The sequence below is a fragment of the Rufibacter latericius genome (assembly GCF_003721515.1).
GTDB classification, from domain to species: Bacteria; Bacteroidota; Bacteroidia; order Cytophagales; family Hymenobacteraceae; genus Nibribacter; species Nibribacter latericius.
Genome location: NZ_RJJD01000003.1, coordinates 303,304 through 323,999, shown reverse-complemented (window position 1 = coordinate 323,999; position 20,696 = coordinate 303,304). Strand labels below are relative to the sequence as shown.

At 50.7% G+C, this 20,696-nt stretch carries 13 protein-coding genes, 1 tRNA gene and 1 pseudogene; 4 read left to right on the top strand and 11 right to left on the bottom strand.

What is annotated here, in order from left to right; all coding sequences use genetic code 11:
- Positions 1–544: 544 nt before the first annotated feature.
- Entirely contained in the window at positions 545–1,381 is an 837-nt protein-coding gene (locus tag EFB08_RS07000) for a winged helix-turn-helix domain-containing protein (RefSeq protein WP_227006242.1), read from the bottom strand.
- Positions 1,382–1,627: 246 nt separating this feature from the next.
- Here EFB08_RS07000 and EFB08_RS06995 point away from each other — a divergent pair, with 246 nt between their 5' ends.
- On the top strand, positions 1,628–2,167 hold the full coding sequence (locus EFB08_RS06995; protein WP_123126222.1) for a hypothetical protein: 540 nt from the start codon (positions 1,628–1,630) through the stop codon (positions 2,165–2,167).
- A 792-nt stretch (positions 2,168–2,959) separates the two neighbouring features.
- On the opposite strand, the gene EFB08_RS06990 is transcribed toward EFB08_RS06995, so the two are convergent.
- The 5 genes and pseudogenes from EFB08_RS06990 to EFB08_RS06975 all read right to left on the bottom strand — a co-directional run bounded on the left by EFB08_RS06990 (position 2,960) and on the right by EFB08_RS06975 (position 8,948).
- Positions 2,960–3,031, bottom strand: a tRNA-Glu gene (locus tag EFB08_RS06990).
- Between the two features lie 354 nt (positions 3,032–3,385).
- Complete coding sequence (locus EFB08_RS06985) at positions 3,386–4,696, bottom strand: hypothetical protein (protein WP_125077671.1); 1,311 nt, start codon at positions 4,694–4,696, stop codon at positions 3,386–3,388.
- Positions 4,697–5,028: 332 nt separating this feature from the next.
- Positions 5,029–5,472: pseudogene (locus EFB08_RS06980) on the bottom strand (RNA 2'-phosphotransferase); the annotation flags it as partial.
- Between the two features lie 15 nt (positions 5,473–5,487).
- On the bottom strand, positions 5,488–5,577 hold the full coding sequence (locus EFB08_RS23760; RefSeq protein WP_227006241.1) for an RNA 2'-phosphotransferase: 90 nt from the start codon (positions 5,575–5,577) through the stop codon (positions 5,488–5,490).
- A gap of 149 nt (positions 5,578–5,726) precedes the next feature.
- Positions 5,727–8,948 (bottom strand): S41 family peptidase, encoded by a 3,222-nt coding sequence (locus EFB08_RS06975; RefSeq protein WP_123126220.1) that lies wholly within the window; start codon positions 8,946–8,948, stop codon positions 5,727–5,729.
- Positions 8,949–9,438: 490 nt separating this feature from the next.
- On the opposite strand from EFB08_RS06975, the gene EFB08_RS06970 reads away from it, so the two are divergent.
- A complete protein-coding gene (locus EFB08_RS06970; RefSeq protein WP_123126219.1) occupies positions 9,439–10,749 on the top strand; it encodes a PepSY-associated TM helix domain-containing protein in 1,311 nt (436 codons plus the stop codon).
- A gap of 429 nt (positions 10,750–11,178) precedes the next feature.
- Here EFB08_RS06970 and EFB08_RS06960 read toward each other — a convergent pair whose 3' ends face one another.
- Positions 11,179–12,849, bottom strand: a complete 1,671-nt coding sequence (locus EFB08_RS06960) for an amidase (protein WP_123126217.1) — start codon at positions 12,847–12,849, stop codon at positions 11,179–11,181.
- A 162-nt stretch (positions 12,850–13,011) separates the two neighbouring features.
- Between EFB08_RS06960 and EFB08_RS06955 the strand changes: the two genes are divergently transcribed.
- Together EFB08_RS06955 and EFB08_RS06950 are read left to right on the top strand one after the other, a co-directional pair.
- Positions 13,012–14,151 carry a DmpA family aminopeptidase gene (locus EFB08_RS06955; protein WP_123126216.1) on the top strand — a complete coding sequence of 380 codons (1,140 nt, stop codon included), beginning with the start codon at positions 13,012–13,014 and terminating at the stop codon, positions 14,149–14,151.
- Positions 14,135–14,983 carry an aminotransferase class IV gene (locus EFB08_RS06950; RefSeq protein WP_123126215.1) on the top strand — a complete coding sequence of 283 codons (849 nt, stop codon included), beginning with the start codon at positions 14,135–14,137 and terminating at the stop codon, positions 14,981–14,983. Before EFB08_RS06955 ends, EFB08_RS06950 begins: the two co-directional genes overlap by 17 nt.
- 236 nt (positions 14,984–15,219) lie before the next feature.
- On the opposite strand, the gene EFB08_RS06945 is transcribed toward EFB08_RS06950, so the two are convergent.
- The 4 genes from EFB08_RS06945 to EFB08_RS06930 all read right to left on the bottom strand — a co-directional run bounded on the left by EFB08_RS06945 (position 15,220) and on the right by EFB08_RS06930 (position 20,588).
- On the bottom strand, positions 15,220–16,347 hold the full coding sequence (locus EFB08_RS06945; protein WP_123126214.1) for an endo-1,4-beta-xylanase: 1,128 nt from the start codon (positions 16,345–16,347) through the stop codon (positions 15,220–15,222).
- Positions 16,348–16,512: 165 nt separating this feature from the next.
- Positions 16,513–17,265 carry an SDR family NAD(P)-dependent oxidoreductase gene (locus EFB08_RS06940; RefSeq protein WP_123126409.1) on the bottom strand — a complete coding sequence of 251 codons (753 nt, stop codon included), beginning with the start codon at positions 17,263–17,265 and terminating at the stop codon, positions 16,513–16,515.
- 17 nt (positions 17,266–17,282) lie between these two features.
- Positions 17,283–19,448, bottom strand: coding sequence for an alpha-glucuronidase family glycosyl hydrolase (locus EFB08_RS06935; protein WP_123126213.1), 2,166 nt, complete (start codon positions 19,446–19,448; stop codon positions 17,283–17,285).
- 87 nt (positions 19,449–19,535) lie between these two features.
- Positions 19,536–20,588: a LacI family DNA-binding transcriptional regulator gene (locus EFB08_RS06930; protein ID WP_123126408.1), complete on the bottom strand. Its 1,053-nt coding sequence runs from the start codon at positions 20,586–20,588 to the stop codon at positions 19,536–19,538.
- Positions 20,589–20,696 lie beyond the last annotated feature (108 nt).

Sequence of the window (20,696 nt, the reverse complement as noted above, 5' to 3'; positions counted from 1 at the left end):
AAAAATCCCCATCAGCTTTCACTTAAGGGCTATGAAGTAGTCCGTAGTATTGAATTATCGAACCTTATCCATATTGATTTTTGCATTGACACCTCCAACTACTATCCGGAACGAGACAGTAGAATAGAAAGGATAGAGGACTGGCAGGTCGAAAGTCTCTGGGTGCGGGAGCAATTAGGACGCCCGGTAGCAAAGGCCTGGAATGCGATCGGTTCGAATTCCTTTGAGATAAAAGGCAGACCGGCGGGAGGCCCTGACCGCATTGCCATCCCTATCGCTGCAGACAGGGAAGTTGACCTGAGGGTGACTATGACCTTGATAGGGTAACCGGGTTTGATGCATTTGACGCCGGTTCCCTAGCCGAGTACTGGAGACAACTGGCGCCCCGGCTACTGCACTGACCTGACCTTGGAAGAGCTGCCGGCGGCCATAGCGGCAGCTATTAACCTACCAGATATATTACCGGGTCAGCTGCTGCTATTTTTAGGGTTTTACAAATGGCTAATGAAATCTAATAACCTCGGTTCGAGGCAGGAGGATTTTCTTAAGCACTAATTTCAAGCTTATATCCTTTGCCGCGTATGACAACAATCTTGATGTTGGGATCAAATTCCAATTTTTTTCTAAGTTTTGATATGAACATATCCAAACTGCGGCCTACTATAACACCTTCATCTTCCCATATCTCTTTCTGCAGCCGGCTTCTCTCTACAGCCTCGTTAGGAGTCAACGCGAAAATGCGTAGTAAACGGGTTTCTGTTTTGGTCAAGTCCATGGTCTTTTCATTTATCATGAGCTTACGCGCCTCCGCATCGAACGACATCGACCCCAAGGTAAACTTACCGGTAGACGGATTCTGGAATCCGGTAAGATAATCCTCGGGTATAGCAGACTGATCTTCGGGTAGAACACTTAGCGGTTTAGCAGGTCTCAAAAGAATATAACCCATAACCGCTAATAAAGCCAGGCTGCCCAGCAGATACCCAATCTTTGCTGTATTTGTTTCCGCAGATTGAAAGGTGATGTTTATAAGATAACATGCTTTGGGCTGCTTTCTGCCCAGGCAGGCTATAAGGTCATCTTTTTTATTTCCGGAAATAGCATACCCATAAGCTACGCTAGAATCGCCACAATTCAGAACGTTAACCACATAATCACTTGCCAGCGGGTCGTTGGCCAGCAAACGCTTAGTCGTATGCACCAGCGAATCGGGTTGAAAGGTAAACGCATTCTCAAAACTGATCTGGTATTCATTTTCGCCGATTTTCTTCACCGGTAGTACCCTTGATACACTGTCGCCCGACTGAAGGAGTGTTTCATGTCCGATTCGACGAAGCATAATTTCCCTTCTGGCAAAGTCAAAGTCATCATTGCCGGTCATGCTGAAAGCTAGGCAGATGATAGAGATAAAAGTGAGTAGTAATAATCCGCCCCGGTGTTTTCGTTTGACTGGCAACAGATTTCTTGGAAAAAACATAATGTCAAGAAATAATTTACAAAGTTTACACTCTTATTTACAGGCAAAGTCTCTAGGGCTGAGCACTATAAACGTATATTTATTGCACCAACCATAAACGGAACTGATTTCTCAGGAGAAAGATCGATTTTAAACAAAAGTACAGAAAATATGAAAAAAATTATTTATGCACTGATCTTACCGCTGGTTGTGGTAAGCGGGCTAGTATTTGCAAATCAAGAAGTCAAAAAGGAAACTTCTGAAAAACCAACCCCGAAGCCGCTCTCTGCTTCTGAAAGGGAAGCCGCACTGAAAGAATGGGAGGCTACCCCTGAAGGTATAAAGTACAAAGAATGGGAAGCATCCCCCGCAGGTAAAAAAGTGTTTGCCGGTGAGGCTAAAATCAATAAGGCCATTAGGGATTATACCAATATGGAGGGAGTTATAACCTCTCTTTCTCTTCCGCCAGGCTCACGATTAGGTTTCGGAGTGATGGTCAGGATAAATGGTGACGATTACATTGTAAAATTTGAGCCGGAAAAGGCGCAACTTGAGCAATTGCACAGCCTGAAAGTTAACGACAGAATAATCATAAGAAGCCGTACCGTATCACATGCGCCCAAGTATTCATATCCAATCGTATCGGGCGACTACGTGGAACGGGATGGTAAAGAAATTTTTAAACGTGTCCCACGAAAAGGCGGCTGCTGAGTTTAGTTATGATGGAAAAGCCTTTACTGGACTTTAAGGTAAAAGCACTTTAAGGTTAGAAACACAACCAAGCCCAAAGGTAGCCCTGCCCCAGGCCTAAAAGCCAGCGATCCTACCCAAAGGCAGACTCCAGGCTTTCCGGACCGAACAAAAACACTGCAAAAAATCATGTTCAATGGTATCCCAAAGGACGGCCATTTCATCGTACAAGAAACTTTGTAAGCTCATATAGCAATGTTGCATCCCTTTTAGCCACTTCATAATTCAAAGTTGGTTCTTGTTTGATAAACAGGTAGGTGAGAGATTCACTGAAAGATCCTTTGTTATGGCGGCGGGAGCGAACAGTTTGAATTATCCATGATGGTTGGAAAACCGTCCATAACTGGCTAGTGGTGGAGAAATCATAATTCACCGATTACCTTAGAATTAGGAATTAGGAAGCCTAAACCGGCCCTCACAAGGGCCTCTCTGGGCCGGGTAATTTGACTTCCTATTCTTTTAAGTAATTGGCGGGCAGATAATCCATTTCCCATGCTTTAAACCGGATCCGTGCGCCCCCTTAAGATCCGTGCGCCCCCTTAATCGGACTTGACAAAATTAGGAGGGGAGAACGCAGTCATCAGTGAATTACGGGCATTTGTAACCAGGGGAAGCATCCTATTCAACCTAATCAGAAGGCTTGGTAAGGCAAGATATTGGCTGCCTTATTTCTTGCTGCTGGTAAATTGGTGTCCGGATAGTGTCCCAAGGTCAATAAAAAAGCCTCTCAGAAGGAACTGAGAGGCTTTCTAGTAGTCCGTAGGGGAATCGAACCCCTGTTACCAGAATGAAAATCTGGTGTCCTAACCCCTAGACGAACGGACCATCTTTCGGTTTTGATGGTGCAAATATAGCGGGGTGATTTTGATCTGCCAAACTTCTTTCTGAAAAAAAGCTGTGTTTTTGATCGTTTTATACCTCGAATTCTTCTAAGTAGTTGATACAGAAGAAATATCCCGCCGAAATATTTTTAATAATTTTTTTCTCTTAGAACCTGTTTTCTAGGAAACAGGCGAAAAACGAAGGCCTTGGCAGAAAATACCTGGCTTTGTAAACAGAGAAGGAACCGTTTTGAGGCCCTTTTAAGCAAAACAGCCTCAAAACTTGGGAACCTAAAGAATCCCTATCAAACTAAATTACTTCTTCCTGGTAGCTTTCACTAATATGCCCAAGCAGGTATTAAGTGAAATCTACTTTGCCGCCGTGTTGGTGTAAGGTGTAAAGTTGACGGGCCAGTTCAAAGGTGGTGGGGTTCTCTAACCCCGTTTCAACCCGAGCCTTGTCCTCCTTTTCACCGGCTAATAGAAACTCAGTGAACAGCTGATAGCTTTTCAAGAGGTGCTGGAATATGATGGAAAGGGAGCTTTGGGAAGTCTCCAGTTGTTTTGCGTCGTAGGCCTTCCGCTCCAGAATCTCCTCAACCAGGTAAAACTCCTCCTGCATCACCTGGTGGGTACCGTCTTCGCCCAACACCAAGGGCTTATACACCTTGAAGTAGTGCAGATGGGCAGAAAAGGTTTCGCCGGTTCTGTCTTTCAGGTTAATGACAATAGGGGAGTCTTCCAAGGCTTCTTCTTGCCCCCGAACGAAGAAGTCCAGGATCTGTTCGCCTTTTTCAGAGTACTGGGCAAACAGCTGCAGGAGTTCCTTTACGTCAAACCCCAGCGACAAAGGTTTGGGTTCTGGGCCCGAGGTAAGTTTTCCGGAGACAGTTACGGCGGTATCAATGTCATAGACAATTTCCTCCATCTCAAAAACCTGAGTGAGAAGGATAGATTCTGGCGAATAGGACGCAGGATCTATCCCGATGAGGGGCAGCAGCTCGTCTTCAGGCAAGGTTGGGGTAAATGAGGTCGGGGTTTCTTTGATCTCTTTCTGAATAAGGCTGGAAACAAAGATGCTGTGCTCCTCGCTGTCACCCAAATTCTTGAGTTGTTGCAGGTAGGTGTCCAGGAACTGCAGGTGCGGTTTCAGGTCTTTGTAGATCTTAGTCCTCCGGAAGGTTTTGCGGTGATAGTACAGCAGCGTGGCTACTTCTCCATAGCAATCCAGCTCCTTCACTGATTCCATTTCCTGGAGTACCGCCTCAGGGGTGGCTTTGTCTTTCAGGAGCATTTCCTCAAAAAGGAAAATAGGATAATCATGAGTGGGCTGACCAATCTCAGGCAACACGTTGAAGGCGCTCATCTTCCCTGATTTTGCTTCCTGCAATAGCTCCAAGTTGGTTTTCACCGGTGCCATCAGGTGTTCTGTCGCAGCGGCTTTGAGCTGCTCCTGGGTTTCTTCTAATACCTCAGAAGTAGGAGAAACCTTCTCCGTGAACTGCCACAGAATCTGCAGATGGGTGTGGGAGGGAGGAAGCCCATAAGCGGCCATAATCTCCTCCTCTAATTCAATAACCGCCTCAAACAGCTCAGTATTTTCCTCAGGACCGCCTTTCTCTTTCAGTTCCTGATAAAAGTGATAATATGTCGTTAGTTTTTCCGTCACCTGCATTGCCTGTTATTTTCTTTCTGAAGTTAAAAGATGGCCTGTGCGTTTTCGGGTTAGTTCTTGAAAAGGAAGCCGAAATCACAGGAGTAATGGGTGCTTGCCGGTTTACCTGCATGTCTTGTGAATCTAGTACGCAGATTAGGAACGAATAGTCTTACCCTTTTAGGATAATTTGTAGCGAAATGATCGATAAACTAATCGGTTGAAAGCAGGACAAGGCCAAAGCGTAAGAATAGGCACTTGAATCCTCCAAAATGTCAACCGAGGACTGAAAAGAAGGTGAAATGGATTTGGGGCACTTTCCGGAAAACAGCCTCTAAACTGCGGCTCTATGACGATGCATCCAGGGCTTCCAGGTATTCAGGGGCTACGTAATCCGTCAACCAGACATGGTTTGCTGACAGGTAGAAGGAAATTCCCTCCAGATGCATTTGCCCGCTTTTCACCCGGAAAACAAAGGGTTTGCCATGGCGTGCTCCCACTTTTCTGGCGGTCTCCACCTCCCCGGAAAGATGTACGTGCTGCCGGGATTGTCTCTGGATGCCTTCCTTCTGAATAGCCGCTACATTGCGTTCGGCGGTTCCATGAAAGAGAAAGGCAGGCGGAGTTACGGCCTGAAGCTTTAAATCAATAGCAAGAGAATGCCCCTGACTGGCTCTTATGCGGGTATGGTTTTGATTAAAAGCGAACCGTTGTTTGTCATTTTGCGCCACCAGGTTTTCAAGCCGATCCTTCGTCAAAGGTTTGCCAGTGGCTTGCAGTCGCTTCAGGAGGAACTCTACCGAAGTCTAGCCTTCGGCATCCAGTTCAATGCCCAGGGCTTGGGGTTTGTGGCGCAATACCAGGCTGAGGAATTTGCTAAGGTCTCTGTCTTTCATAGGCGAATGGCTTTGCCGTACCAGAACAAGGGAAACTTTTTGCCGTTTTACGGCTGCTTTAGGAAAATGCCGCCGAAACCTTCCTTAACCTAAATCACCAGAAACAGAAAAGCCCGGCATAACCGGGCTTTTCTTGAGATCAAGGATTGTTATTTCACTTCTTTCAGGAGCTCTTGAACGGCTACTTCCAACTGCTGGTCTTTGCCTTTGCTCACCTGCTCAAACTCGTTCATCACTTTCACGTCGGGCTCGGTCTGCAGGTTTTCCAGGTAGCGGCCCTGCACGTCTTTCACGCCTAGCGGCGGAACGCCCCAGCGCACGCTGTTGTCCTGCAGGGCTTCCCAACCGGCGAAGGTACAGGTGCCCGGTACCGGCATTCCCACCAGTTTCCCCAGTTTCAGGTCCTGGTAGCTGAAGGCGAAGCAGTGTCCGTCTGAGTAATTGGCTTCGTTGGCCAGTGCGATGCTGGGCTTGTTCCAGCGGAAAGAAGGCTCAACGCCGGTAGAGCGGTTGTCGGTGGTGTAGTTCAGGAACATTTTGCCGCTCAGGAACATGGCCAGATCTGCCACCAGGTCACCGCCGCCGTTGTTACGGGTATCCACCACCATGCCTTTGCGACCAGCGTATTTCCCCATCACTTCTTCGTACACGGTGCGGTAGCTTGGGTCGTTCATGCCCGGGATGTGCACGTAGCCTAGCTGTCCGTTGCTCAAGCGATCTACTTCCTCGGCGTTGCGGCGCACCCAACGCTTGTAAAGCAAGCTGCTTTCTTCTCCCTGGGAAATTGGCTTCACAGTGATGTCTCTACGCTTTTTAGTAGCCGGATCATAGATAGATACCAGAGTGTTCTTGCCGGCTTTGCGGTTCAGGAACTGGGCGTAGTCTTTGTCTGAAGAAAGGGTTTCACCATCTATTTTTTCGATCACCATGCCAGGCTTCACGTCAAAACCAGCTCTCTGCAGAGGACCTTCCAAGATAACCTCGTCTATTTTGAGGCCGTTTCCGGTAAAAGCAGGGTCATAGAAAACTCCCAGAGAGGCAGTGGCATCGGCGTTCACCGGTACGTTGGAGAAGCTGGAACCAGAGTGCGATACGTTCAGCTCGCCCAGTAATTCGCTCAGCATCTCAGAGAACTCGTAGTTGTTGCTGATGTGCGGCAAGTACTTCTCGTAGTCGTCTTTTAAGGCAGCCCAGTTGGCGCCGTGGAAACCGGCGGTGTAGAACGTTTTCTGGGTGCGGCGCCACACGTGCTCAAACATAAAGGCGCGCTCAGCGGCCACGTTCAGGTTCATGTCGCCGCTAATGGATACGTTCTCCTGTTTGTTGGCGGCAGGGTCTAACTTAATCACTCGGCCATCGGCTAGCAAAAACAGGTTTTTAAAGTCTTTGTCCCAGTCCATGCTGGCGCGGTTGGCGTTCAAAGTCACCGCCATTTTGGTTTCCTTCGTGCGCAGGTTGGTGCTCCAGAGGTTATAGCCTCTCTCAAAACGGGCGAGGTAATAGAGCGTCTCACCATCCTTAGAAACCAACGCATCGCCTAACTGGGAAGAATGCAAAGTGAGGCGGGCTTTGCGGGTTTTCAGGCCTTCCCAGTCAATGGCAAGTTCCTCGTCTTTTTTCTTCTTTTTGTCTTTCTCCTTCTCTTTGGCGGCTTTTTCATCGGCTTCCTTCACCAATGCATAATCTTCTTTGCTCAACCGGAATTTGTCATACGCTCCCTGGGTCATGAACATCGCGAAGATGTCTGACTGGGCCCCGCCGCTGTTGGCCTGCGCGCGCATGCCCTCGCGGGTGCTGTTCCAGATGAGCATGTTGCCGCCGGCCATCCACTGCGGAGAATCATCCTGGTAACCGCTCTCAGTGAGGTTGATCTTTTTGCCTTTTCCATCAGCCGAGATCAGGCCTACCTCGCCGTTGGCGAAACCTGGTTCCGAGAAGTCAAACGCGATCCATTTGCTGTCTGGGCTCCAGGTGAAGTACTGGTCGTTGTCGCGCATGGAGAACAGCTCGTTGGTGGTGAGCAGCGTGCGCACCTTTTTGTCGGCGATGTTGTACACCTTCAGGGTCATGCGGTCTTCCACAAACGCGATCTCTTTGCCGTCTGGCGAGAACTGGGGCTCGTAGTTTTCCTTGTCGTTGTTGATGACCGGGGTCTCATTGAGCAGGGTAGAGGCGTAGAAATAAGGCTCCTCCTTTCGGGTAATCTGGGTCTGGTAAATTTTCCAGCCTTTGCCACGCTCGGTGGCATAGATAAGCGTCTTGCCGTCGGGCGAGAAGCTCACGTGGCGTTCCTGCTCGGGGGTGTTGGTGATGCGCTTGGTGGCGTTTCCTTCCACCGCCGAAACAAATACCTCACCGCGGTAGATGAAGGCCACTTCTTTCCCGTTCGGTGATACCGCCAAATCCTGTACGCCATTGCCGGCTACCGGCACAATGCGTTCGTTGTTGGATTTTACATCGGTAGCGATAACTACATTCACTTTCTGCGGAGCACTGTTGCCCTGCATGGTGTACAAATCGCCATCGAACCCGAAACACAGTATCCCGTTGTTGGAGGCGGTCAGGAATCGAACCGGATGTTTAGTGAAGTTGGTTACCTTGGTGGAGGTGCCGGGCTTATCGGCGGCCATGCGATGCACGTTGAAGGTGCCGCTTTCCTCGCTCAGGTAATAGATGGTTTTGTCGTTGTCAGTAAAAACCGGGGTGCGGTCCTCACCGGCAAAGGAGGTCAGTTTGGTGTGCTTGCCGGTTTTGGTGTCAAAGCTCCAAAGGTCGCGGGCCACCGAAGAGACGTGGTGCTTGCGCCACTGGTTTTCGCCGCCTTTTTTGTCTTGGTAGAGCATGGTCTGGCCATCTTTGCTCAGCTTCACCTCTTCGGCGGGAGTGGTCAAAACCTGTTGCACACGGCCGCCGCCAAGGGCCACTTTGTAGAGCTCTGGCGAGGCAAACGTAGGAAACTGGCGGTTGCTGGCCATGTCCATGCGGGTAGAGCCGAAGAAAACGGTTTTACCGTCGGGGCTGAACTCATAGGGGTACTCATTAGCCGAGTGGAAGGTCATGCGTTGCGCCTCACCGCCAGTGGCCGGCATCTGGAACAAGTCAAAGTTGCCGTAGCGGTCAGAGGCGAAGACAATGGTTTTGCCGTCTTTGCTCCAAACCGGCATGAAATCATGGGCTTCATGGACCGTAAGCGGAAGGGCAGTGCCCCCGCTGGCCGCCACTCGATAAAGGTCGCCTTTGTAGGTGAAGACAATGGTTTGGCCGTCAGGTGAGATGGACGAGTAACGCAGCCAGGATGGTGCGTTTTGGGCTTGTGCCGCACTTACTGTGCTAGCCACCAGTGCCCCGGTGTACAATAGTCTTTTAAGCATAGAAGGGTAGAAATGCGCAGTAAGTTACGGAGAGCTTGGTTGATTTGAAAGAGGGAAAGAGCTTGTTGCAGCAACCTGCAAAGGTTTATACAAAGAAAATACAAGGCCATATTTTCAAGAATTGGAAAGGATGGTCATTTCAATTAAATACCCTGCTTTGACAGGTGTATCCTTTCGGAAAAAGGCCTAAACATGCTTTTAAATAGAAAAACCTGAATATTTAAAAATAAGCCCTCAGTTCCTATAAAAAGGTAATCCGCAGATTTAGGAGCATCTTCTTCTGGCTTTAATCGCTTAAAAGGAAGTCGTGAAAAGGTGAATCTTTTTCTTTAGTTTGGAATTAATCTAAATAGATGGTTAGTTTGCCATCGTTTCCAGGAGAAGGGTTATCCATAATATCCCAGCCTCTCAATTGGATATCGGTTTTAAACCCGATTTCCTTAAAACAGCCTCAAAGCCGAAATCAAGTAGTCAATAAGAAGAAGCATTCATGAAAAAGGGGTTCACCTTGCGTCAATTATTCAACGACATCCACCTTTGGTTAGGTTTAGCCAGCGGCCTGGTGTTGTTTGTGGTCTGCCTGACCGGTACCATCTTCACGTTTCATACCGAGATAGAAGAAGCGCTGGAACCAGAAAAATACCAGGTGCAGGTACCGGCCAATGCCGTAGCCCTCTCACCGGATGAATTGATTGCCAAGTTGAAAAGCACCCAAAAAGGAAACGTTACTGCGTTGCAGATTCCGCAGGACCCTACTAAACCCTACCGCCTTACCCTCAAAAAAGAGGAGGGAGGCAAGAAAGGAAAACCTGAAAGCGATAAAGCCAAAAGCGCTGAGGGTCCGAAAGCCTTGGCGCAAGGTCCATCCGGAGGCAAGGGAGAAGGCAAGAAGGGCGGCAAAGGTGGCCCTGGCGGCGGCGGTCGTGGCACCACTTACCTGGTCAACCAATATACCGGAGAAGTAAAAGGTACCACTGTGGGCCCGGCGCATGGGTTTTTCGAAGCCGTAGAGGGACTGCACCGCACGTTGCTGGTGAAAGGGGAGCCTGGTTCCCTCAACCCTGGTAAAATCATCGTGGGCGCTTCCACCATCATCTTCGTGTTCATTATTATTACCGGACTGGTGATCTGGTTCCCCAAGAAGCTCAAGAACTGGAAGCAGGGCCTGAAAATAAAAACCGACGGAAACTGGAAACGCATCAACCATGACCTGCACAACTCGCTGGGGTTCTATTCCTCTTTCCTGTTGCTGATCATGGCCCTGACCGGGCTTTGCTGGTCGTTTGAATGGTACCGAGATGGAGCCAGCGCCGTTCTGGGCGATAAAATCTTCAAGCAGAAGTTTGAAAAACCCCTGGAGTCTAACCTCGCCGGGATGACAAACCAGAAGCCCACCATCGCCGATTATATTCAAACCGCTAATGGTATTCTGCCTTATGAAGGAAATTACCGCATCTCGTTGCCCGCTGATTCTACCGGATCCGTGGTCTTGAACAAGTCCCAGTCCGGGTTCTTCGCCCTTTCAGCCTCCGATAAGGTACAGCTGGATCAGTACACCGGCCAAGCCCTGAAGGTGGAGAAGTTCTCTGATAAAAAGCTGAACGAGAAAATTGCGGCATCCGTGCGAGGCCTGCACCTGGGCGAAATCTTCGGAACATTCTCCAAGATCATCTATTTCATCTGTTGCCTGATCGCCACCAGTTTGCCTATTACCGGTACCCTGATCTGGTGGAACAAACTCAAGAAAAAATCTAAAAAGCTGGTAAGTGTTTCCGCTAGGCCAGCGGTCACCAGAGTCTAGTCTTTCAACTTATTTCGGGGCTGATTTCCTGAAAAGAGCCCCAAAACAAAGTCTGCCGTGAAGGTAGTGCGCCTCCGGCGGAAAATTTAGGTTTAGCGTCAAATGCAAACGGGCTTGAACATCATGTTCAAGCCCGTTTTGTTTCATTGAAATTAAGCTTTTAAATTGAAATTCAGAGTAATAGGCGAAAAGCATTAATCCTGAAAGCACCTAATCTTCCTTGATTTTAAAATACTCCACTCCCTTTTGTCATCCTGGAAAGATCTTGTGAGCGAACCAGAATAGCGCCTACTCTCAGCCTTTCGAGTACATCCACAAGATCTTTCCAAGAGGACGGGGGTGTGCAGACAGAAATCAGTAGAAGCATTACTGTCGTTAAAACCAGGCATTCTGTTTTAGAGCCGATTTCTGGAATTCTGGCCTAAATGCTTAGGACGGATTGGTGGTTTTCAGGAATTGTGGTGCCTTACGATGCTTGGAGAGTTGCTCGTAGGCATATGCAATCCCGAACAGTTTGGGCTCTGAGTACGGACCCGCAAAGAAGGAAATACCCACCGGCAAGCCCTGCACCTGACCCAAAGGAACCGTCACATGCGGGTACCCCGAAATAGCCGCCGGAGTAGACATGCCGTAGCCCGTGAAAGAGTCACCATTCACCAAATCAATGCACCACGATGGACCGTAGGTAGGGCCCGCGATGGCATCCAGTTTGTTGTCCTTCAGGATCTTGTCAATAGCCGTCCGGGAACCGGAAACCTGTTTCTTCACCGCTTCTTTGTACTCCTTCGTGTTCAGGTCGCCCAGTTTGTCAGACATCTCCAGAATCTCCTGCTTGAAGAAAGGCATGGAGGTTTTCTCGTTCCGCTTGTTGAATTCAATCACGTCTTTCAAGGTTTTCACTTGGGCATTGGCCGTTGCCAGGTACTTATTTACGCCGTCTTTGAACTCGTACTGCAGAATCTTGAAGCTGTCTCTGGAGACATCCCGGATGCTTTTCATGGCTTCTACTTCCACAATGGTAGCGCCTTTGCTTTTTAGCTGATCCAATGCCTGGCGCAGCAGGGCGTCAATGGCCACGTGGCCTTCCAGGAAAGATTTCTCCACGCCTATTCGCTTCCCTTGCAGGGCGTTCGCGTCCAGGAATTTGGTGTAATCGGTATGCGCTTTGCCGGTGCTTTCTTTGGTGGCGGCATCGTTAGGGTCCACGCCGGCCAATACGCCCATGAGGATGGCGGCATCGGTCACGGTTCTGGCAATGGGGCCGGCAGTGTCCTGGGTGTGGGAAATTGGAATGATGCCCGAGCGGCTCACCAAGCCCACGGTGGGTTTAAAGCCTACCACACCGCTCACCGCAGCAGGGCAGACAATGGAACCGTTGGTCTCAGTACCCACAGCTACGGCGCATAGGTTGGCCGCCACAGCCACCCCTGATCCGGAGCTGGAGCCACAGGGAGTACGGTCCAGCACGTAGGCGTTTTTAGTTTGCCCACCGCGTCCGCTCCAGCCGCTGGAAGAGTTAGTAGACCGGAAGTTGGCCCACTCACTCAGGTTGGTTTTGCCAATGATCACCGCGCCCGCGGCTCTTAACTGGCTCACAATAAAAGCGTCTTTGTTGGCTTTGTTGTCGGCGAGCGCCAGGGCACCGGCCGAGGTAGACATTTTATCATGGGTATCCACGTTGTCTTTCACCATCACCGGAATGCCGTGTAAAGGCCCACGTATCTTGCCCGATTTGCGCTCTTGGTCCATTTCCTCGGCAAACTGCAAGGCGTCTGGGTTCACCTCAATCACCGAGTTGATCTTGGGTCCGCTTTTGTCCACCGCCTGAATACGGTCTAAATAAAGCTGGGTAATGGCTTTAGATGTCAACTCACCGGACTGCATCTTGCGTTGCAGTTCCTGGATGGTTACTTCGTTCAGTTGGAAATCGGTTGGGTCTGTAGTCGCAGTTGTCGCAGGAGTGGCCTCGCCTGTGGTTTCTTTGGTGGCAGTTTCAGGAGCGGCAGTAGCCGTTGGGGTGGTTGCGCAGGCGCCCAACCCGAAAGCTGATAAGGTGATCCCGGCCAAAGAACCGGTTCTTAGGAAATTTCGTCTGTTCATTCGTTTGGATTTTGTAGAAAGATACTTCATCCAGAGTAAATATGAAAAGCTGTTTTGAGGCTATTTTCGGGAAAACGGCCTTTAAACAGCCGTTGATTTCAGGCGTTAAAAGGGAATATCCGGCAGAACCGATAGATTTACTTCCGTAACCAACCCCAAGGCATGAAACAGTTCCTGCTGCTATTTCTTCTGATGATGGTTTTAACTAATCAAACCCAGGCCCAGGAAAGGAAACGGGTAAGGGAATACGGGATTAAGATTGGCGTGCTGCCCACCGGCCAACTCAACGCCATTACCGATGTGCCGGGCGTGCAGGTGGGCCAGGTGACGCTAAACAAAGGCAAAGATATCCGGACAGGCGTCACTGCTATTCTGCCGCACACTGGGAACCTGTTCCAGGAGAAAGTGCCGGCGGCGGTGTTCGTTGGGAACGGTTTCGGGAAGCTGGCAGGTACCACGCAGGTGCAGGAATTGGGCAACCTGGAAAGCCCTATCATCCTGACCAATACCCTGAGCGTGGCTGCCGGCATGAACGGTGTCATCACGCACACCCTGCAGCAGCCCGGCAATGAAAAGGTGCAGTCGGTGAACGCGGTAGTGGGAGAAACCAACGACGGCGGCCTGAACGACATCCGGTCACGCCATGTCACGGAGAAACACGTGCTGGAGGCTATCCAGAAAGCCAGGGGCGGGGCGGTGGAGGAAGGAAACGTAGGCGCGGGCACCGGCACCATCTGTTTCGGGTTCAAAGGCGGCATAGGAACATCTTCGCGGAAACTGCCGGCCAGTTTGGGCGGCTACACCGTGGGGGTGCTGGTGCAAACCAATTTCGGGGGCGTGTTGCAGGTGGCCGGTGCACCGGTAGGAGAGGAACTGGAAAAATTCTCTTTCCGGCAGCAAATCCTGGAGAAAGCCGATGGTTCCTGCATGATCATCGTGGCCACCGATGCACCCGTGGATGCCCGTAACCTGGAGCGGATGGCCCAACGCGCCATGCTGGGCCTGGGGAAAACCGGCGGCATCGCCTCCAACGGCAGCGGCGATTACGTCATTGCTTTTTCGGCGAACCCGGGTCTTCGCATTCCGCATGAGGCAAAAGAGAAAACCCAGACGGTGACCCTGCTGCACAACGATGAGCTATCGCCCCTGTTCATGGCCACCATTGAAGCCACCGAAGAAGCCATTCTCAACTCCCTGTTCAAAGCCGAAACCACCGTGGGCCGGGATGGAAACAAAGTAGAAGCCCTGCCGCTAAACAAAACCTTAGACATCCTAAAGAAACACCATGTCATCAGACCATAGACTTTACGCGTACCTGCACGAGGAATTCCTTCCGCTGGATAGTGCTTATCTGCACATCAGTGACCTGGCCATCCAGCGGGGCTACGGCATCTTCGATTTCTTCAAAACCCACCGGGGACTGCCGCTTTTCCTGGATGATTACCTGAACCGGTTCTATGCCTCGGCTTTATTTATGGATCTGGAGGTACCTATCTCAGAGGAAGAGTTGCGGGAAACTATCACCCGCCTGATCCAGATGAACGGCCTATCCGCCTCTGGCGTGAAGATGATTCTAACGGGTGGCTACTCTGAGAACGGCTACAACCCCGGGCCACCCAACCTCATCATCACCGAGCAGCCGCTAACTTTGCCCACCGAAGCGCAACTGGCTACTGGCATCAAGATCATCACCCATGAATATGTGCGCGAGCTGGCCGCGGCCAAGACCATCAACTACAGCATGGGCATCAGGTTGATCCAGCAGGTGAAAGCAAAAGAAGCCGATGACGTGCTTTATCACCAGCACGGCGTAGTCTCCGAGTTTCCGCGAAGCAACTTCTTTATCGTGCGGGAAGACAACACGCTGGTGACCCCGGCCCATGAAATCCTGAGAGGCGTTACCCGCAAAAACGTGCTGGAACTCGCCGCCAGGAAGTACAAGGTGGAAGAAGGGACGGTGACCTTAGACGACATCGCCCGGGCCAAAGAAGCCTTCATGACCAGCACCACCAAACGCATCCTGCCCATTGTGTCCGTAGACGGAAAACCTGTAGGAACCGGAAAACCGGGCGAGGTGTCTCTGGACCTGCTTCAGGACCTCATTGAATTGGAGGAAGCGCAAATGAAACCGTAGAGCAGTAGGAGTTATCTTTTCTGTAGCGACGTTACCCTGTAACGTCGTTCGCATTCTTTCTTAGCCGAACGGGTGGGTGAGAACACCAAATAAGAACAGGTTCTGGAGGCTGTTCCCTACCTTCCATGACCAAAGAAAAACCCTTCCGTTTAGGGGCTGTTTTTGTAAAAACAGCCCCTAAACGGAAGGGTTCAGAATTCTATCAGTAGCCTAAGCGAATGCTCGGGATTCTTCGCTTATGGCTTTTTCACCGCTTGCAGGATGGCTTGCAAAGCAGGTTTCGGTTGGTAGTTGCGGTCGAAGATCATGGGATAGCTGGTGCGGCCTTTGATGGGCCAGTCGTTCAGCCAGGAGTCGTTGTCGGTGACGCCCCAGAAGGTGACGCGGGTGATTTTGTCGCGGTGCTTGTGGAACAGTGCGAAGAGTTCAGCGTAGCGCTTGGTCAGTTTCTGTTGCACTTCCTCGGGTAAGCCGGTAGTGTACACGTTGTACTTCTGGTCAAACTCAAAAGTGGCGTCAATGTCGGCGCCCTGGCGGTTAGAAGGGTTAGGCAGCACGTCAATGTCCAGCTCGGTGAACATCACTTTGCCTACTTTAGAGAACTTGATAATGCTCTCCTCTATCTGTTGGATGGAAGGGTGTTCTAAGCCATAGTGGCCTTGCATGCCTATGCCGGTTACTTTCAGGCCTTTGGCTTGCAGGCTTTTCACCAGTTTAAGGGCTCCGTCAGCTTTTGCAGGCTTCCAGAGGTTGTAGTCATTGTAATACAGCTCGGCTTTGGGATCAGCTTTCTGAGCGGTGGTGAAGGCGTTGGTCAAAAACTCCTCCCCGGCGATCTTGTACCATTTGCTTTGCCGCATGGTGCCGTCATCGTTCAGGGCTTCGTTCACCACATCCCAGCCGTTGATCTGGCCTTTGTACCGACCGGCCACTGCCATGATGTGTTCGGTCTGGCGTTTCAGAAGCTGCTCTTTGGAAGCAGGCTTGCCCGGCTCCGATTCAAACACCCAGTCAGGGGTTTGCTGATGCCAGGTAAGGGCGTGGCCTATGATGAACTGCTTGTACTTCTTGCCCAGGGCCACATAGTCATCGGCGGGCTTGAAGTTGTAGGCATCTGGTTTGGGGTGCACGCTTCCCCACTTCAGGAGATTCTCCGGGGAAATAGTGCTGAAATGCTTCGCGATGATGGCTTCCGCCTTGGGGTCTTTGCCGCTGGCCTGCTGATAGTTCAGGGCTGCTCCCACGTGGAAGTCATCCTTGAAAACGTCTTTCAGCGAAGGCTCTCCCTGGTTCAGGGTGCTGGAGACACAGCCCAAGGCTACAAAGGCAACGCCCGCCGCAAACATGATTCTTTTCTTTCTCATGGACTTAGGATATAATCAACTTATAAAGGCTGCGATAATCTATGCAAACGTTGGCATTAAGGAAGAGATTTGATCTGAAACTTTCCATTGCAGGAGTTTTCCTCCTCTGTTTCGGGGCTGTTTACAAGAAAACAGCCCCGAAACAGAGGAGGAAGTTTGTGCTTATTAGAACCCGATGGAGTTTCCACCGTCTACCGGCAAAACGGTTCCGGTTACGTAGCGGGCACCTTCGGTGGCATAGAAGTAAACCGCATCGGCTACATCGGCAGGAATCCCTAACCGACCCATGGGAGTACGGCCCATCACCTTGTTTTTCCGCTCAGGATCGCTGTCCAGTGCCTTCGCTGACATGGCGGTGGCGATAAAGCCCGGAGCCACGCAGTTCACCCGTATGCCTTGGGGAGAAAGCTCGGTAGCCATGGCGCGGGTCATGCCTTCAATCGCTGATTTAGAGGCGGTATAGGCAATCACCTTGGGGAGGCCATATTGCGAAGCCATGGAACTGATGTTCACAATGGCGCCATTGCCGTGAGGAAGCATGGTTTTCACCACTTCGCGGCTCAAAGCGAAAACAGCCGTCACGTTGGTGAGCAGAATGCGTTGGAATTCCTCGTCGGTTACCTCTTCAAAGTTCTTCTTCAGGTTGATGCCGGCGTTGTTCACCAGGATATCTATGCGGCCGTGTTCCCGGGTGATTCTTTCCACCAGCGCAGGAATGCCCGCCAGGTCGCTTAGGTCATGGGAAATGGTGAGGCACAACTCCCCAAACTGCTCTCTCACCGCCTGGAGTTTCTGCTCGTCTCTCCCGATTACGATAGTTCTGATATTTTCCTGAACAAATTTCTCTACGATGGCCAGGCCTATGCCCGAGGCACCGCCCGTAACAATGGCGGTTTTCATTTCTGTGGATTGCGTCATTTGATTTGTGATCAAGGTTAAATGCCCGGGGCGAATTTGGGCTCTATTTTCATATACTCCTCTAAAGTGCCCTGGGGTTTTTCAAGTTCTTGCGGAATAGGTCTCTTGGAAAAGGTCTGGAAGTAAAGCAGACAGGCATCGCGCCACCAGCGGGCGTCTTTCTCCTGGATGGCCAGGTATTGTTTCACCTGCTGGTGCCGTTCCTTGTCTACCTGTGCCTCCAGGGCGTTCCAGGTTTTCTGCATGGCTCTTACCGAGTCTACCCCGCCCGAGTACCGGTAGCAGAGTTCATCCCACAGGGTTCTCCCAGATTTGGTTTTCGCATCCCAGGCCACGTGGTGGAACCACAGCAGCACTTCCTCAGGGCAGGTAGCCGGATTTTGCCACTGGGCCTGTACCTCGGATGCATACTGAGATAAAGCGTTGCTGCCGGTTTTGGTGCGGTCAAAGCCTATTCCTTTTTCATTGGCGCGATGGTAGTACACCGAGGTCCAGTCGGCGCGTGGTTTGTCTTTGATCCAGGGCCCGGGTCCGTAGTGGTGGCTCCAGCCCATGAGGTGGTGCAAGCCCATAGGCGTCATGTAATTCACAACCGCTTCGCGGGAGCCCATCATCATTTGCCTTACAGTGGTTACCAGCCCCGAGGAAGGAGAGAAGGTCATCTTGATCCATTCGTCGGCAATGGCTTCGGAGGTCAGGTCATGATCCCAGGCCAACCGCCCGAAGGCATACCAATTGGCTTGCCCAAACGGATGGCTTGTCCAGTTTATATCGTTCCCGATGTTCGCGACGCCGGCCATGCCCGAGATGGGGTGATTGTCAAGGCTGCCGTCCACCACTTTGGCTACAGTAGAGCCTTTTCCCTTGGCGTAGGTGTCAGAAGCCAGGGTTTCCTTGAACATAGGGGCCAGGTAGGCCAGGTGCGTTCCTTGGCCCAGGTATTCCTGCGTGATCTGGAACTCCATCATCAACGGAGTTTTAGGCATCGCGCCAAACAGCGGATGGAAAGGTTCCCGAGGCTGGAAATCAATGGCGCCGTTCTTCACCTGCACCATCACGTTCCCTTTGAAGGTTCCGTCCAGGGGTTTGAACTCGGTGTAGGCCTGCTTGTGGCGGTCATCGGGTACGTTGTTGTCATACACAAAAGCGCGCCACATCACAATTCCGCCCTTCGGAGCCAAAACTTCGGCCAGCATATTGGCGCCATCGGCGTGGGAGCGCTTGTAATTCTGCGGGCCCGGCTGCCCTTCGGAGTTTGCCTTCACCGTAAAGCCCCCGAAATCAGGGATGTAGGTGTAGATTTCGTCTACCTTGTTTTTCCACCAGGCTTTCACCTCAGGGTTCAGGGGATCAGCGGTCTTCAATTTCCCAAGTTCAATAGGCGAACTGAAACGGGCCGTCAAATATACTTTAATACCGTACGGCCGGAACACATCTGCCAGGGCTTTTACTTTTTTCAGGTATTCCGGGGTAAGTACCAGTGAATTGGCGTTCACGTTTGTCAAAACGGTGCCGTTAATCCCGATGGAGGCGTTTGCGCGAGCGTAATCAATGTACCGTTGGTCAATGAAGTCGGGGAGTTTGTGCCAGTCCCAGATGGAGAATCCGGCGTAGCCGCGCTCCACGGTGCGGTCCAGGTTGTCCCAATGGTTCAGGATCCGGAGCTTGGTTTTAGGGCTGTTGCTGACGTTCAGGTCTTGGATGCCCTGCTGGGTTTGCAGCAGGCGCAGGAAATGGAACGTGCCATATAAAGTCCCTTTCTCAGAGTTGGCAGCAATAATGGTGAAGGCTTTTCCTTTGTGTTTTTGGGAAAGAAGCAGAAAACCCTCCTGACCCACTCCCTTTAATTTCTGGTCTAGTCCCAGTTCTTTGATGAGGAGTGAAGTTTCTGGAGTGCCCACCACCAGTCCTCCTTTCGGAGATGGTTTTTCGGCAATAGTCACTTTGGCTCCCAGCAGTCCACCCAAGGCCATCTCCAATTCATCTTTCACCACGGTCAAGGTAGGGGAGGAGCCTTGAACGGTCACTTCCTTCAGGGTTTTCTGGTATTGCTTTAACAAGTCTTTATTCTGAATCAGGTCATAGCGTTGCCATAACCGGTAGCCATCCTCGGCCTGGGCCGAAATCTGGCAGAAAAATAAAAGAACCAGGAAGGCGAAACGCGTAACTATTTTCTTGCTCATAATGAAAGGCAAATGGTTAGCAATGGCAATGATGTTTTAGGGCCCTTTTATTGAAAACAGGCCCTAAATAGAAATAGGATTCTCAGGTCAGATGACCACCACTTTCTGTTTGGGGCCCACCTTCTTTTTCAGGGAAGAGTCCCGGATGATTAATTCTGATCTGAGGTTGATGGTATTGCTGGGGATTCGTTCCTCAGTTCCGTTCATCTGGAGGAGCAATACCCTTACCGCCACTTCGCCCATTTCCTGGCCGGGGTAGTTGATGGTGGTCAGGTTGGGTTCTATCACCCGGGAAATGGTGTCATTGTTGAACCCAACTATGGCGATGTCCTTAGGTACCGAAATGCCGGCTTGTTTAAGGGTTTTGAGGCAACTCACGGCGCAGGTGTCATTTGAAACAAAGACTCCGTCTGGCAAAGGGTCCATCTGCAAAATCTGCTCGGCGGCAAGTTTGCCTGCTTCCTCGGTCATTTGCCCCGTGATCACATTGCTCTCCGTGAACGGAAGGTTGTGGTCTATGAGGGCGTACTTGTACCCCTTTAGCCGGTCTGAGTACACATTCCGTTTCATGTTACCCGTGATATGGACAATGTTGGTGCAGCCCTGTTCAATAAGGTGAGAGGTGGCTTTGTAGGCAGCCTGCAGGTTGTCTATGACAATGCTGGTGCAGTTTTTATGTTCGGTTACCCGGTCATAGAAGATAACCGGAATGCCTTTGTTGATGAACCGCTCAAAGTGGTCCAGGTTCTCGGTCTCAAAGGAAAGGGAAACCAGCAGGCCGTCAACCCGGCTATCAAACATAGTATTGGCATTGGCTACCTCTTTCTGGGCGGTTTCCAAAGACTGGCTAATAATCAGGTTATAGCCTTCTTCGTTGGCTATTTTCTCAATACCCGCGATTACGGCAGAGTGAAAAGGACTATCCAGCCGAGGCACAATCAACCCGATGGTATTGGTGCGTTGTTTCCTGAGGTTGCTGGCAAACATATTTGAGCGATACCCCATTTGAGTTGCCGCATCTGAAATACGCTGCTTTGTCTTCTGGTTCACCGCAGGGTGGTCATTTAGGGCCCGGCTGATCGTAGTAGGAGACAAGTTCAGTTCCCGCGCTATATCATAAATAGTTATATCCTTTTCCATGCTGCTGGTGTCATACAAAGCAAATATATGAAATCGGTTTCAGAAATTCACCTAAGCCTACATAAGTTATGCCATTTTTCAAGGCAAATAGTATCCTCAAGGTTCCTC

Coding starts and splice junctions, on each gene's coding strand:
- EFB08_RS07000 (WP_227006242.1), bottom strand. CDS start 1,381: ATGACCGGCAATGATGACTTTGACTTTGCCAGAAGGGAAATTATGCTT.
- EFB08_RS06995 (WP_123126222.1), top strand. CDS start 1,628: ATGAAAAAAATTATTTATGCACTGATCTTACCGCTGGTTGTGGTAAGC.
- EFB08_RS23760 (WP_227006241.1), bottom strand. CDS start 5,577: ATGAAAGACAGAGACCTTAGCAAATTCCTCAGCCTGGTATTGCGCCAC.
- EFB08_RS06975 (WP_123126220.1), bottom strand. CDS start 8,948: ATGCTTAAAAGACTATTGTACACCGGGGCACTGGTGGCTAGCACAGTA.
- EFB08_RS06970 (WP_123126219.1), top strand. CDS start 9,439: ATGAAAAAGGGGTTCACCTTGCGTCAATTATTCAACGACATCCACCTT.
- EFB08_RS06960 (WP_123126217.1), bottom strand. CDS start 12,849: ATGAACAGACGAAATTTCCTAAGAACCGGTTCTTTGGCCGGGATCACC.
- EFB08_RS06955 (WP_123126216.1), top strand. CDS start 13,012: ATGAAACAGTTCCTGCTGCTATTTCTTCTGATGATGGTTTTAACTAAT.
- EFB08_RS06950 (WP_123126215.1), top strand. CDS start 14,135: ATGTCATCAGACCATAGACTTTACGCGTACCTGCACGAGGAATTCCTT.
- EFB08_RS06945 (WP_123126214.1), bottom strand. CDS start 16,347: ATGAGAAAGAAAAGAATCATGTTTGCGGCGGGCGTTGCCTTTGTAGCC.
- EFB08_RS06940 (WP_123126409.1), bottom strand. CDS start 17,265: ATGACGCAATCCACAGAAATGAAAACCGCCATTGTTACGGGCGGTGCC.
- EFB08_RS06935 (WP_123126213.1), bottom strand. CDS start 19,448: ATGAGCAAGAAAATAGTTACGCGTTTCGCCTTCCTGGTTCTTTTATTT.
- EFB08_RS06930 (WP_123126408.1), bottom strand. CDS start 20,588: ATGGAAAAGGATATAACTATTTATGATATAGCGCGGGAACTGAACTTG.